Below are 14,168 nucleotides of genomic sequence, written 5' to 3' on the forward strand. Positions count from 1 at the left end.
CCCTGCAGCTGACTTCATCAGAGATCACCGGGGCGCCGCTTGCGAGGCGCCCCGGTGTGCTTTCAGGTGTTACCGGACTGGCGGGGCATACATGATGCCGCCATCGGTCCACAGGGCGTTGATACCCCGATCCAGACCGAGCGGTGTGTCCGGACCCACATTGCGGTCGTACATTTCGCCATAGTTACCGACCAGTTTCACAACCTTGTGACCGAAGTCGTCAGGCAGGCCAAGCTTGGCGCCCATGTCGCCATCCGTACCCAGCAGGCGCTGAATGTTCGGATTATCAGACTTCAGCATGTCGTCAGCATTGGCGCTTGTTACGCCCAGTTCTTCAGCGTTGATCTGCACTGAAAGCACCCACTTGACGATGTTGAACCACTGGTCATCGCCCTGACGGACGACCGGACCGAGAGGCTCTTTGGAGATGGTGTTCGGGAGGATCGTTGCCGCGCTCGGGTCCGGCAGTTTGGAGCGCAGTGCCGCCAGCTGGGAGCGGTCAGACGTCAGAACGTCGCAGCGTCCCGCAGAGAAACCCTGAACGGTTTGCTCGGATGTGTCGAACACGATCGGCTTGAATTCCATGCCCTTGGCACGGAAGTAGTCGGACAGATTGAGTTCTGTGGTGGTGCCCGCCTGGATACAGATTGAGGCACCGTCAAGCTGGGTTGCATCGGTAACCCCGATATCCTTGTTGATCAGGAAACCCTGGCCGTCGTAGTAGTTCACGCCCGCGAAGTTGAGACCCAGCGAAGCGTCACGGGTCAACGTCCAGGTGGTGTTCCGGGAGAGCATGTCGATTTCACCGGACTGCAGTGCGGTAAAACGCTCTTTTGCAGTGAGGGGCGTAAATTCGACTGCGGAGGCATCACCAAAGATCGCTGCAGCTACGGCGCGGCAGGTATCAACGTCGATACCGGTCCAGTTGCCTTTTTCATCAGGCTGGGAGAATCCCGGAAGACCGGTGGTAACACCACACTGCAGGTGCCCCTTCTCCTTGACGTTCTCCAGAGTCGTGGCGGCCATCGCACCAGTAGCCGAGAAGGTACCTACGGCCAGAGCAATCCCCAGGGCAATCGATTTCGTCTTTCTCATTGTCTTTTCTCCGAACATCAGTTGGTTTTTCGAGACGCATGGACTCAGCAATTTGCGAGCCATACATCTTAAACCCATGATTTGTATTGTTTTTATCCGCCACCAGGGCGTTACAGACAGATCTGAAACGAGGTGACGCTGCTTCATGCACTGATACAGTGCCCTCATTGCGACTCCATGCGCCAGAAAAAGGCAGCATTGGAGCCGTGCTCCTTAAAAGTAGAACAAGGTTCGGTAAATGAACTAGTTTTTATGCAAATTTATTCGGAAATTTTGAAGACGGGTGGCTCTTCATAGGTTTCGAGGCGTTTCAACCAGCCTGGCAGCCAGCGCTCTCGTTCGATGGGATCTTTTGCGTTCTCAGCTCTACGCGTGAGAACAGTAGCGGCCGCCTCCCGAAGCTGCTCGAGGGCACTGCGGTCAGGCGAGCCCGACATTTCCAGCAGCACCTGCAGTAGCCCCCAGCCCTGATCGTTGTAGCGTTCCGTGGGTGAGAGCCCCTCTCCCTTGAAATTCACATAGTCGATGATGGCGTAGACGCCGCCGGGGGTCTGACTGAGCGCTTTCACCCTGTTAGCCACTTCTGACTTTCGATCGTCCGGAGCGGACTCAATGATTTTTCCAAGCGACTGCCTGGCCCGCCGGAATATAAATTCAGCCTGGACCCCCTGGGTGCCGGCCAGAAACTCCCGCAGTTCCGCCAGCCGGGGCGAGTCTTCGACGGCCACGAATTCCGCTTTTTCGCTCCAGGGAGCGTCGAACGGCTCCAGAGCCAGCAACCATTCGGGAATATTGACTTGCCGTTGCTCCATGTATTCCATCAGCGCGGGAAAGCTCTCGACAAACCGACCTTCAACGCCCTTCGGATACCAGATGAAGTGCCCGATACCGAGCGAAGGGAACGCTTCACCATCGTTCCAGTGGACCAGGCACTGGAAACGACCTGCGCATTCGTTCCAGAAAATCTGTTGACCGACCCAGTCCAACTGCGCGGAGGTCAGCGCCAGGGAAACATCCACATCAGGGCTCTCCGACGCGGACAAATACCGAGACTCTGGACCGGGATCCATAGTCTCATTCGCGGAATCACAACCAGCGAGTGCATAAGCCGTGATAAGAACAAGCGATGCAAGCGATCTACGAAACACCAAACGCCTCCGGGAAAGCCAAAAAGTGCGCGCGATCACTCTACAACATGTTCGGTCAGTCTAGCTCTGATGTCGTCAGGAATCGGTAGGGCTTTCTCGGTCTCGTAATCAAAATGAATCAACACGGCGACGCCCCGCGCTATCTGCTTATCGCCCTGCCAGGCTTCCTGAACCACATGGAACGAGGAATTGCCGATCTTGCCGATACCCGTTTTGATCTTGACCGGAATATGCCAGTAACTCTGGGCCAACAGGTCGATTTCCAGGCGCGCAATGATCAGCGGCCAGGTCTCCGCCTCAAGGGTGGGATGGAAAATCCGGAAAACCGGCGTTCTGGCCTGCTCGAACCAGACTGGCAGACTGGTATTGCTGATATGCCCAAGGGCATCGGTATCGCTGAAACGTGGTTCCAGTTCCAGATGAAACATGGTGGCTTCCCCTTTTCTGAAAACCGCCTACTATACACCGGCCACACGCAAACAACCCAGATATCCGACTAAGGCACGATACGCAGAAGCTGCCCGTCGGCGCTGTCGGTAAGCAAATACACTGCGCCCTCAGGTCCGGTGGCAACATCCCGAATCCGCTCATCAAGCTCTTCGAACATCGTTTCCGTATCGTTGGCCTGCCGTCCGTCCAGCGTCACCCTATGCACACTTCTGTCGGCGAGCGCGCCCACAAGCAAGTTGCCATGCCAGTCCGGAAACAGCTCGCCCCTGTAGCGGGTCATCCCTGAGGGCGCGATTGAAGGGGTCCAGTGCAGCAGCGGCTGCTCCATACCCTCATGCTCAACAAAGGGCGTGATCATCGCTCCCGTGTAGTCGATGCCATGAGTGATCACCGGCCAGCCATAGTTGTGTCCCGGCTCGATGATGTTGACCTCATCCCCGCCACGTGGGCCGTGTTCGTGGGCAATCAGCAAACCATCAACGGAATCGTAGACCAGCCCCTGCACATTGCGGTGTCCGTAACTGTAGATTTCCGGAAGAGCATCGTGGCTGCCAACGAAGGGATTGTCTTCGGGCGCGGTGCCATCCGGGTTCAGGCGGACAATCTTGCCAAGATGGCTGGACAGGTCCTGCGCCTGCTCGCGATAGTCAAATCCATCTCCCAGGGTGACGATCAGCGTACCATCGGGAAGCCACGCCATTCGGCCACCATAGTGGGCACTGCCCTGCTTCGCAGGTTGAGCCCGGAATATCTCGACTACGTCGTGCAGAGCCATTCCCTGTAACTGACAACGGGCAACACATAGGTGATTGGCTGCGGCGGTACCGCAAGCGTAGGCGAGAAATACCGCCCGGTCAGCCTCAAAATCCGGCGACAGCAGGACATCAAAAAGGCCAGCCTGGGCATCATTGAAAACTGTCGGCACGCCTGTAATCGGCTCGGGATCCAGCCCCCACTCCCCTGAAATGCGCCGTAACCGCCCTGCCCGCTCCGTTACCAGGGCGCCACCCTCAGGGAGAAACGCCAGGGACCAGGGATGCTCCAGCCCGGAGATTAATGTCTCGACGGTGTAGTTGCCGGGAGACTGAGCCTGCACCGGCGCGGGCAGCGACCCGAGGCCCAGTGCCAGGCAACAGGCAAGAATAACCGTCGGAGCATGACCAACGACACCGGTATGCCGCCTGGCCGTCAGTCGGGCGAACAATGCACCCGCAAACGCCGCCGTTAGCAACATCGCGAGTAGCCCACCCGCAGACCGGGTAGCCGCAATGAGCGTAGGCATGGGGGCCAGTGCATTGGCTGTCAGCAGCGCCACCCACAGCCCGCAGGCCCCGGCCAGTGCGAACAGCGGTACCCGCAGCCCACGCCCCACGAAACGCGAGACAGCGGTAGCGACAACCTGGGAAACGACGAAACTAACACCAAAAAGGATTCCATAAAGCGGCGCGAAGGAAACCAGATCATGCACAGTGGCGGACAGGCGGGCGTCAAATCCAACCCCCACCCCGATGGCCTGAAGGGCGAGGAGGTTTAGCTGGGTCTGAACCACTGTACCAAGAACCACTCCGACCACCAGTGCCACCAGGAAACTGATGACGTTTTTCTTCGTTCCCTGCATTCCCGCCATTTTGTCCGCCTCCATAACCGTTTGCCGTTTATACGACCAATTCTGTCAGATACAAACAATCGGGATAGGGGGGAGCCATGAGGCTCCACCCCTCCCACACCACCCGGCATGCGGGTCCGCACCGGGCGGTTCGAGACGTTGAGGGTTCACGAGAGTCTCGGCACTCCCAACCGGTCGAAGTAGGCAATCGTCAGGACATTGTGGATGGCAGAGCGACTGTTGTGCCACCAGCGGCGACTCAGAGCCGCCACAGATTCAGCCACCCAGGAACTGGCACCCAACCGGACCAGCTCCCGGTAGATCGTCTTACCCCGCCGCCACTGCCGGAGGTGGAGCATTCTCAGACGACGACGTATCCACTCATCCAGTGATCGCCAGATGCGTGGCGTTTGCGCCAGCCTGAAGTACCCTTTCCAGCCGAGCAGGTATCGGCGGAGTTGCTCTACCACCTGTTCAATACTGCGACCCCCTGATCCCCGGGTCAGTTGCCGGATCCGGAGCTTGAACGCCTGTAACGCCCTGGTGGATACCGCGCGTCGAACCTCAGCGTTCCTCCCTTGCCACAGGGCATAGCCGAGGAACTTGCGCCCGAACACGCTGGTCACCGCGCTCTTGGCTTCGTTAATCACCAGACGCAACTTTCCATAACAGCGGCGGAGTAACTGCATGACCCGTTCTCCCGCCTTGTGGCTGCGAACGTAGACGTTGCAGTCATCGGCGTAACGGGCGAAGCAGTGCCCCCGGCGTTCCAGCACTTTATCCACCTCGTCCAGCAGAACGTTGGCCAACAACGGCGACAATGGCCCGCCTTGCGGCGTGCCCTCGTGCCGATCCATGACCACACCACCGTCCATGATGCCCGCGTTCAGGTACGCACGAACCAGCCGGATAACGCCGGGGTCGTTTATGCGTTTCTTCAGGCGGTCGATCAGGATGTCGTGGTTGACCCGGTCGAAGAACTTCGACAGGTCGACGTCCACCACGATATGGCGGCCCTGTTGGGCGTAACGCTGCGCAGCCAACACGGCGTCGTGGGCCCGACGGCCCGGGCGGAAGCCGTAGCTGTGCTCGCTGAAGGTGGGATCAATCAGAGGTTGCAGCACTTGCAACAGTGCCTGTTGAATCAGACGATCAGTGACGGTGGGGATGCCCAGTTCCCGCTCACTGCCGTCCGGCTTCGGGATGCCTACCCGACGGACGGGCTGTGGTTGGTAGGCGCCGCTCAGCAGGTGCTGGCGAAGCTCAGGCCACGCCCATCGCAGGTGTTCCGCGGTTTGGGCAATGTCCAACCCGTCCACACCTGCCGCTCCCTTGTTGGCCTTCACGCGCTTCCATGCCCGCTGCATATTCTCTCGTGCGAACGCCTGCTCAAGCAGGCTTCGCCCTGCGCCTTCCGGTTCTTGTCGCGGGAGTCCTGCTTCATCGCTCATCGCCTTCGGCAAGGCTTCACCTGTCCGTTGCGCGATCCGCCCCGCTGGCGCGGGCATCTGATGCCGTACAGTGCTCATCGACAAGGCGTTTGACGCTCCTTCTCGTTCGGCCCTTCGCCCTGTGTTAGCGGTTACTATGGCCTCTGCTGACTTCTCGCTCCGTGTTGCCACGTCGCCCTTTCAGGCATGAGGCGAGATCTCCCCGGGTAAGAACACACTCCTTCGCCGCACAACCGCCGGATTTACACCACTTCGCCTTGGCCACAAGAGCTTCGCGGCTTTTGGCCCGCTCGCCCTGCTTGGCAGTGCCTCATATCCGATTCTTGTTCATCGGCTCACGGTTTACGCTCCACGCTTCCTCCCCACGGTCGGTCACCCTTCCGCAGTTGCGCTTCACTTCGTTCGCTGTGGCCAGCTCACGGGAGGACTTGCACCTCCAGGAGTGCGCCCGTGCCGGGCGCACCAAAAAAGCCGGAGCATCACGCTCCGGCTTTGTCAAAGGCGGCCTGGCCCTGAAAACTCACTGCTCCACAAAGGCCCGTTCAATCACGTAATGCCCCATGTCGCCGCCCCGGGCTTCCTTGAAACCCATATTGTTCAGGATGGCGCAGGTGTCCTTCAGCATGCTCGGGCTGCCGCAGATCATGAACCGATCGTTTTCCGGATCGAAGTCCGGCAAGTCCAGATCACGGGTAATCTTCCCGGTTTCCATGGCATCGGTCAGCCGGCCCCGGTTGCGGAACTCTTCGCGAGTGACGGTGGGATAGTAAACCAGCTTGCCCTTGACCATTTCGCCGAAGTATTCGTTCTCCGGCAATTCCTCAATTTCCTTCTGATAGGCCAGCTCGGACACGTAACGAACGCCATGGGTCAGGATCACCTTATCGAAGGCCTCGTAGACCTCTGGATCCTTGATGATGCTCATGAAGGGGGCAAGCCCGGTACCGGTGCTGATCAGCCAGAGGTTCTTGCCCGGCAGCAGGTTATCCAGGATCAGGGTACCCGTTGGTTTGCGGCTTACCAGAATTTCGTCGCCCACCTGAATCTTCTGTAGACGGGATGTGAGTGGGCCGTCCTGCACCTTGATCGAGAAGAACTCAAGCTCTTCCTCGTAGTTCGCACTGGCAATACTGTAGGCGCGCATCAGCGGCTTGCCCTCGGTCTCCAGACCGATCATGACGAAATGACCGTTTTTGAAACGAAAGCCCGGATCACGGCTTGTGGTGAAGCTGAACAGGGTATCGTTCCAGTGATGGACGCTGGTAACTTTCTCTTTGATCAGGTTGCTCATGTAAACCTCTTGCCTGTTCGATACGCTGTTTTACGGCGAATGATTTAACTTTGGATTGCGCTCAGTCTAACCCGGCACTAACCTATCGGGAAAATGGGATATTCTCATAACCTTATTCGAGTAAACCGATTAAGAGCGAAAAGTTATGAAATACAGTTTCCGACAGCTGGAGGTTTTCCTTGCAGCGGCACACTTCCAGAACATTACCCGGGCCGCCGAATCGCTGGCCATGTCGCAGTCAGCAGCCAGTAGTGCACTTAAAGAACTGGAGAATCAGTTCGATATCCAGCTCTTCGATCGCGTTGGCAAACGGCTTCAGTTAAACGAACTCGGGCGACTTTACCGCCCCAAGGTGGAAGCCGTCCTGGCCCAGGCGAACGAACTGGAACAGGCCTTCAGCAAGCACACGGAAGTGGGTGCGCTCAAAGTAGGTGCCACGCTTACTATCGGAAACTATCTGGCCGTGGGTGTCATGGCCCAATACATGAATACCCCTACACACCCCAGAGTCTCTCTGGAAGTGGCCAACACAAGCACCATTGCCAGACGAGTCAAGGACTTTGAGTTGGACATCGGGTTGATTGAAGGCGAATTACAGTCACCTGAACTGGATGTGTTGCCCTGGCGAGGTGATGAGCTGGTGGTGTTCTGCTCTCCGAGCCATCCTCTTGCCGGCAAGAAGTCTCTCTCCGACGAGGACCTGCGCAGCGCCACCTGGATCATGCGGGAGCCAGGGTCAGGAACCCGTCAGAGCTTTGAGCGAGGCATGCACGGCCTGCTGCCGGATCTGAACGTGCTGCTGGAACTGGAACACACTGAAGCCATCAAGCGTGCCGTAGAGGCGGACCTGGGCATTGGCTGCCTGTCTGAAGTGGTGCTGGCAGACGCGTTCAAGCGGGGCAGCCTGGTGCCGCTGACGGTCCCGGAACACCGACGATTTGATCGCCAGTTCTATTTTATCCTGCACAAGCAGAAATACCGCAGCGCCGGCATTGATGCCTGGATAGAGCTGTGCCGGCAGCTACGCTGAGACCGGCCCGCTGTGGAACCGGAACTCCGTATCCGGCTCTTCGACCAGCGCTTTCTCAAGCGCCAGAAATTCTGCCACCCGCGCCTCGATAGGCTCACCGGCAGCCTGCTCGGCCAAAGACAGATAATCCTGATAATGTCGGGCTTCGGATTTCAGCAGGCTGGTGTAGAAGTCCGCCAGCTTCTCATCCAGAAATGGCGCCAGGGCAGCAAAACGTTCGCAGGAGCGCGCTTCGATAATAGCGCCCACGATCAACACATCCACCAGACGTCCGGGATCTTCGGTGCGAACTGCCTGTCTCAAACCGGCAGCGTAGCGGGCCGGCGTCAGGTGACAATACTCCACGCCCCGCTTTTTCATGATCGCCAGCACCTGCTCGAAATGCCTCAGCTCCTCACGGGCCAGCCGGGACATCTTGTTCAACAGGTCGGTGTTGTCGACATAACGGTACATCAAACTCAGCGCTGTGGAGGCGGCCTTTTTCTCGCAGTGGGCGTGATCAATCAGCATCAGATCCTGATTCGCCAGGGCGTTGTCGATCCATTGTTGCGGGGTCCGGCACGGCAGGAAGTTGTGAATCTCTTGCAGGGCGTCGTTCATGGCTAAGCACATTGGTTAATTGGCGGCGGGCGAGTATAGCGCACTTAACAGATTCCTCCGACCTCTGTCCAACTTAACTTTATAAGGGGTTTCCTATAGAATGCAGCGCCAGATTGAGGAGTCTCTGAATAAACCCTGAAACCCCATCGGTGATTTGAGGCATTATTCAGAGGCTCCTGCGGCCTTTCCGCCAAAAACCGCCCGCCAAGGCATGAAGCCAACGGCGCGGGACATTCCAACTGATGAGGGTCCATATCGTGTTAGAAGCCTATCGTGAACACGTTGCTGAACGTGAAGCCCTGGGTATTCCTCCCAAGCCCCTGAACGCCGAGCAAACCGCTGCTCTGGTCGATCTGCTGAAAAACCCGCCGGCCGGCGAGGAAGATACCCTGGTGTATCTCCTGGAAAACCGTGTGCCGCCAGGTGTGGATGAAGCCGCCTACGTGAAGGCCGCTTTCCTGACCGCCATTGTGAAAGGCGAAGCGTCTTCTCCGCTGCTGGACAAGCAGACAGCGGTCAAGCTGCTGGGCATGATGCAGGGTGGCTATAACATCGCGACTCTGGTCGACCTTCTGGATGACTCCGAACTGGCCGAACTGGCCGGTGAACAGCTCAAGCGTACCCTGCTGATGTTCGACGCCTTCAACGACGTGAAGGAAAAGATGGACGCAGGCAACCCCGTTGCCAAGGCAGTCATTGAATCCTGGGCCAACGGCGAGTGGTTCACCAACAAGAAGAAGGTACCCGAGAGCACCAAGATGGTGGTGTTCAAGGTTACTGGCGAAACCAACACCGACGATCTGTCACCGGCTCCGGATGCCTGGTCCCGCCCGGACATCCCTCTGCACGCCCGCGCTGCCTACAAAATGGAGCGCGACGGCCTGAAGCCGGAAGAGCCCGGCGTTACCGGCCCCATGAGCCAGATCGACGAAATCAAGTCCAAGGGCCTGCCCGTTGCCTTTGTTGGTGATGTTGTCGGTACCGGTTCTTCCCGTAAGTCCGCCACCAACTCTGTTCTGTGGTTCTTCGGTGAAGACATCCCGGGCGTGCCCAACAAGCGTGCCGGTGGTGTCTGTATCGGTAACAAGGTTGCTCCGATCTTCTTCAACACCATGGAAGATGCCGGCGCCCTGGTTTTCGAGGCTCCCGTTGACAACATGAACATGGGCGACGTGATCGAGATCCGTCCGTACGAAGGCAAGATCCTGAACGAAGCCGGTGAAACCATCTCCGAGTTCAAGTTCAAGTCTGATGTGATCCTGGACGAAGTTCAGGCCGGCGGCCGTATCCCCCTGATCATTGGCCGTGGCCTGACTGCCAAGGCTCGTACAGCACTGGGCATGGGCGCGACCGACCTGTTCCGCCTGCCGAAAGATCCCGAAGCCGGCACCAAGGGCTTCACCCTGGCCCAGAAGATGGTCGGTAAGGCCTGTGGCCTGGAAGAAGGCAAAGGCGTTCGTCCGAACACCTACTGCGAGCCGCACATGACCACCGTAGGTTCCCAGGACACCACCGGCCCGATGACCCGGGACGAGCTGAAAGATCTGGCATGTCTGGGCTTCCAGGCTGATCTGGTTATGCAGTCCTTCTGTCACACCGCTGCCTACCCGAAGCCGGTTGACGTGGAAATGCAGCACACCATGCCGGACTTCATCCGCACCCGTGGCGGTGTTTCCCTGCGCCCGGGCGACGGCATCATCCACTCCTGGCTGAACCGCATGCTGCTGCCGGACACCGTCGGCACCGGTGGTGACTCCCACACCCGTTTCCCGATGGGCATCTCCTTCCCGGCCGGTTCCGGCCTGGTTGCGTTTGCCGCTGCCACCGGCGTAATGCCGCTGGATATGCCGGAGTCTGTTCTGGTTCGCTTCAAGGGCGAAATGCAGCCGGGCATCACCCTGCGCGACCTGGTACACGCCATTCCGCTGTACGGCATCAAGCAGGGCATGCTGACCGTTGAGAAGAAAGGCAAGATCAACGAGTTCTCCGGTCGCATCCTGGAAATCGAAGGCCTTGAGCACCTGACCGTTGAGCAGGCGTTCGAACTGTCTGATGCCTCTGCCGAGCGCTCCGCAGCCGGTTGTACCATCAACCTGTCTGAAGACTCCGTAGCCGAGTACCTGCGCTCCAACATCACCATGCTGCGCTGGATGATTGCCGAAGGTTACGGCGACCCGCGTACCCTGGAGCGTCGCGCCCAGCAGATGGAAGAGTGGCTGGCTGATCCGAAGCTGATGCGTGCCGACAAAGATGCCGAGTACGCCCACGTTATCGAGATCGACCTGGCTGACATCAAAGAGCCGATCGTATGCTGCCCGAACGACCCGGACGACGCCAAGTTCCTGTCCGAAGTGGCAGGCGACAAGGTGGACGAAGTCTTCATCGGTTCCTGCATGACCAACATCGGTCACTTCCGTGCCGCTGGTAAGCTACTTGAACAGCACAAGGGTCCGCTGAGCACCCGCCTGTGGATGTCTCCGCCGACCAAGATGGATCAGGCCCAGCTGATGGAAGAAGGCTACTTCAACACCTACGGCACTGCCGGTGTTCGCACCGAAATGCCGGGCTGCTCCCTGTGCATGGGTAACCAGGCGCGTGTAGCACCGAAGTCGACGGTTCTGTCCACGTCCACCCGTAACTTCCCGAACCGCCTCGGTGATGGTGCCAACGTGTACCTGACCTCTGCGGAACTGGCAGCTGTGGGTGCGGTTCTGGGCAAACTCCCCTCCCCTGCGGAGTACATGGAGTACGCCAAGGACCTGAACAGCATGTCGAAAGAGATCTACAAGTATCTCAACTTCGACCAGATGGAGAACTACACCAAGAAGGCTGCCGAGGCGAACGTTGCCTAAGCGCTGACCTTCAGGTCTAGCTGCACAAAAACGCCAGCCCTCGGGCTGGCGTTTTTTATGCCTGCTTACATACCCGGGACGCCCACACAATCAGTCGATAATCAGCCTCAACAGAATCGCAGCCACCATAACGAGGGTAATCCCCTTGATCCAACGTGCGCCGCGTTTGCTCATATTGACCCGGGTAGCGATAAACGCACCGGTAACGTTGCCCACTGCCAGGGTCAGGCCCACGCCCCAGCGCACCTGATCGTTAAGGGCGAACACTACCAGTGCTGCAAAGGTAAACGGAAGCACGATAGAGACCTTGAGCACGTTCACCTGGCGCAGGTCGATCTTGAGCATGTGGTAAAGCACCACAAGGAAAAGCACTCCGACACCAACCTGAATGAATCCGCCGTACATGCCAACCACGAACATCGCCAGGTAGACAGCCGGACCAAGGCGCTCGGGTGTCAGTGGACGGGTATTGAGAACGGGCTGCGGCAACAGCATGAAGACAGAGGCGCAAATCATGGCCGCCACGAGCACCCATTCGAACACGGTATCGGAAACCCAGGTAGCGACCCAGGCACCCACCAGAGAGCCCAGAACCGCCGGAATCGCCAGGTGCAGGCTGACAACAAGGTTGCCATGCCCCATGCGGTAGAAGCTGCCTACCGCAGTGACACTCTGCAGGGTTATCGCCACCCGGTTCGTGCCGTTGGCGACCTGGGGCGGCAGACCAAGAAACATCAACAGGGGCAGGGTCAGCATGGAACCGCCGGCTGAGAGAACATTAATAAAACCGGCAATGCCGCCGATCGTCAGCAAAGCCCCGATTTCCAGAACAGTCACTCAGCGCGCTCCATCCAAGCTTGGGGGATACGACAGTAGACCCCTCGATAAGGAATCATTATGACTAAAAAAAGGACTCCCGAAGGAGCCCTTTTCACTTCTGATAACGCTTTTCAAGCGTTTTTTTACCGTTCGATGTGCTGGTACTCACCGGCATCGGCGGTTACCGAGCTCACTACCAGGATTGCGATGAACGCCGCAATGAAGCCCGGAATAATTTCATAGACACCCGGGCCACCCATGAACGAGCCGTTCCAGCCCAGGGAGATCCAGATAATGACCGTGGCTGCACCAACAACCATACCCGCAATCGCTCCCGCACCATTGGTGCGCGGCCACATCAGTGACAGGATGATCAGCGGGCCGAATGCAGCACCAAAGCCTGCCCAGGCGTTGGCAACCAGCGCAAGAACCTGAGAGTCCGGATCGGAGGCGATGAAGGCTGCGACCAGACCGACGAGGACAACGCACACCCGGCCGATATTCACGCATTCCTTATCAGTTGCTTCCTTACGCAGGAACAGACGATAGAAATCCTCTGTCAGCGAGGAGGAAGACACCAGCAGCTGACTGGAAATTGTACTCATTACCGCCGCCAACAAGGCTGCATACAGGAAGCCAGTAATCAGGGGATGGAACAGCATATCGGACAGAATGATAAAGATGGTCTCAGGATCCTGGATGTCCATACCATTGCGAATGGCGTAGGCGCGGCCAAAGACACCCAGTGAGATCGCACCGATCAGGGAGATCAGCATCCAGCTCATGCCGATGTTCCGGGCAACCGGTACATCCTTCAGGGTACGGATGGCCATAAAACGCACGATGATATGGGGCTGACCAAAGTAACCCAAACCCCAGGTAACCGCAGACAGCCAACCTATGAAGGTCAGGCCTTCCGTCCAGGACAGCAGCGTCGGATCGACTTCATTCAAAGTTTGTGACGCCTGGGCAAAACCACCGCCACCTTCGCCAAACAGCACAACGGCCGGCATAATCACCAGCGCCAGCATCATGATGCAGCCCTGCACAAAGTCCGTCATGCTCACGGCCAGGAAACCACCGACCACGGTATAGGCCAGAACCACGCCCAGGGTAATGACAATACCAACTGCGTAATCACTCAAGCCACCGAAGTTGAAAATCCCGGAGAACGCACTTTCGAACAGCTTGCCACCGGCAACCAGACCTGACGCCGTGTACACTGCGAAAAAGATAACAATGACGATCGCAGATACTGTTCTGAGGGAAAGTGCCTGCGTCGGGAAGCGATTCGCCAGGAACGAGGGAATGGTAATGGCATTTCCGTAGTGAACGGTCTGCTCACGAAGCCGTGGCGCAACCAGCGTCCAGTTAAAGAATGCCCCCACGAGCAGGCCAATACCGATCCAGGCCGATCCGAGACCGGAAGCAAACAGCGCCCCTGGTAGACCCAGAAGCAACCAGCCACTCATATCAGAAGCGCCGGCTGAAAGCGCAGCCACCTTCGGACTGAGGGCTCGACCGCCCAACATATAGTCCTCGGATGAAGAGGTAGCTCTGCGCATGGCATAAACGCCAATGGCGATCATGAGCGCAAAGTAAGCAAATAGACTGATCCAAACACCAATAGCCATAAGGGCTCCTCCGGTTTAATGAGTCGGAATAGATCCGCTCGCAAAGCACATGGCTGACCTTCTGCCAACTCGCTGCACTATTCTTCTTTTGTTCCCGAATTCCAGCTCAATTGAAGCAGGGATTTTTCCTTGTGGTAATTCCCTGAACCTGAGTGCGCAAAGGGCATTTGCGACTCTCACCCCGCACCGGGC

At 57.9% G+C, this 14,168-nt stretch carries 11 protein-coding genes; 2 read left to right on the top strand and 9 right to left on the bottom strand.

The window, feature by feature from the left end; all coding sequences use genetic code 11:
- Window positions 1–69: 69 nt before the first annotated feature.
- The 6 genes from SIC15_RS12360 to SIC15_RS12385 form a co-directional block, all read right to left on the bottom strand.
- Entirely contained in the window at window positions 70–1,095 is a 1,026-nt protein-coding gene (locus SIC15_RS12360) for an amino acid ABC transporter substrate-binding protein (RefSeq protein ID WP_069183291.1), read from the bottom strand.
- Between the two features lie 260 nt (window positions 1,096–1,355).
- Window positions 1,356–2,165, bottom strand: a complete 810-nt coding sequence (locus SIC15_RS12365) for a hypothetical protein (protein WP_412536045.1) — start codon at window positions 2,163–2,165, stop codon at window positions 1,356–1,358.
- 113 nt (window positions 2,166–2,278) lie between these two features.
- Complete coding sequence (locus SIC15_RS12370; RefSeq protein ID WP_412536046.1) at window positions 2,279–2,671, bottom strand: acyl-CoA thioesterase; 393 nt, start codon at window positions 2,669–2,671, stop codon at window positions 2,279–2,281.
- 68 nt (window positions 2,672–2,739) lie between these two features.
- Complete coding sequence (locus SIC15_RS12375) at window positions 2,740–4,320, bottom strand: PQQ-dependent sugar dehydrogenase (protein WP_412536047.1); 1,581 nt, start codon at window positions 4,318–4,320, stop codon at window positions 2,740–2,742.
- 146 nt (window positions 4,321–4,466) lie between these two features.
- Window positions 4,467–5,834 carry a group II intron reverse transcriptase/maturase gene (ltrA, locus tag SIC15_RS12380; protein ID WP_053115127.1) on the bottom strand — a complete coding sequence of 456 codons (1,368 nt, stop codon included), beginning with the start codon at window positions 5,832–5,834 and terminating at the stop codon, window positions 4,467–4,469.
- A 436-nt stretch (window positions 5,835–6,270) separates the two neighbouring features.
- Window positions 6,271–7,041 carry a ferredoxin--NADP reductase gene (locus SIC15_RS12385; RefSeq protein WP_069183288.1) on the bottom strand — a complete coding sequence of 257 codons (771 nt, stop codon included), beginning with the start codon at window positions 7,039–7,041 and terminating at the stop codon, window positions 6,271–6,273.
- Window positions 7,042–7,186: 145 nt separating this feature from the next.
- On the opposite strand from SIC15_RS12385, the gene SIC15_RS12390 reads away from it, so the two are divergent.
- Window positions 7,187–8,071 carry a LysR family transcriptional regulator gene (locus SIC15_RS12390; RefSeq protein WP_136631971.1) on the top strand — a complete coding sequence of 295 codons (885 nt, stop codon included), beginning with the start codon at window positions 7,187–7,189 and terminating at the stop codon, window positions 8,069–8,071.
- On the opposite strand, the gene SIC15_RS12395 is transcribed toward SIC15_RS12390, so the two are convergent.
- The gene (locus SIC15_RS12395; RefSeq protein WP_153633563.1) at window positions 8,063–8,671 is read right to left on the bottom strand and encodes a tRNA-(ms[2]io[6]A)-hydroxylase; all 609 of its coding nucleotides are present in this window, start codon (window positions 8,669–8,671) and stop codon (window positions 8,063–8,065) included. The genes SIC15_RS12390 and SIC15_RS12395 overlap by 9 nt on opposite strands.
- Before the next feature lie 257 nt (window positions 8,672–8,928).
- On the opposite strand from SIC15_RS12395, the gene SIC15_RS12400 reads away from it, so the two are divergent.
- The gene (locus SIC15_RS12400) at window positions 8,929–11,523 is read left to right on the top strand and encodes a bifunctional aconitate hydratase 2/2-methylisocitrate dehydratase (protein ID WP_069183680.1); all 2,595 of its coding nucleotides are present in this window, start codon (window positions 8,929–8,931) and stop codon (window positions 11,521–11,523) included.
- A gap of 90 nt (window positions 11,524–11,613) precedes the next feature.
- On the opposite strand, the gene SIC15_RS12405 is transcribed toward SIC15_RS12400, so the two are convergent.
- Both SIC15_RS12405 and putP read right to left on the bottom strand, forming a co-directional pair.
- A complete protein-coding gene (locus SIC15_RS12405) occupies window positions 11,614–12,360 on the bottom strand; it encodes a sulfite exporter TauE/SafE family protein (RefSeq protein WP_069183285.1) in 747 nt (248 codons plus the stop codon).
- Window positions 12,361–12,485: 125 nt separating this feature from the next.
- Complete coding sequence (putP, locus tag SIC15_RS12410) at window positions 12,486–13,976, bottom strand: sodium/proline symporter PutP (protein WP_222464765.1); 1,491 nt, start codon at window positions 13,974–13,976, stop codon at window positions 12,486–12,488.
- Between the last annotated feature and the right edge of the window lie 192 nt (window positions 13,977–14,168).

The sequence above is a fragment of the Marinobacter sp. MIT932201 genome, from assembly GCF_047123295.1.
GTDB classification, from domain to species: domain Bacteria; phylum Pseudomonadota; class Gammaproteobacteria; order Pseudomonadales; family Oleiphilaceae; genus Marinobacter; species Marinobacter salsuginis.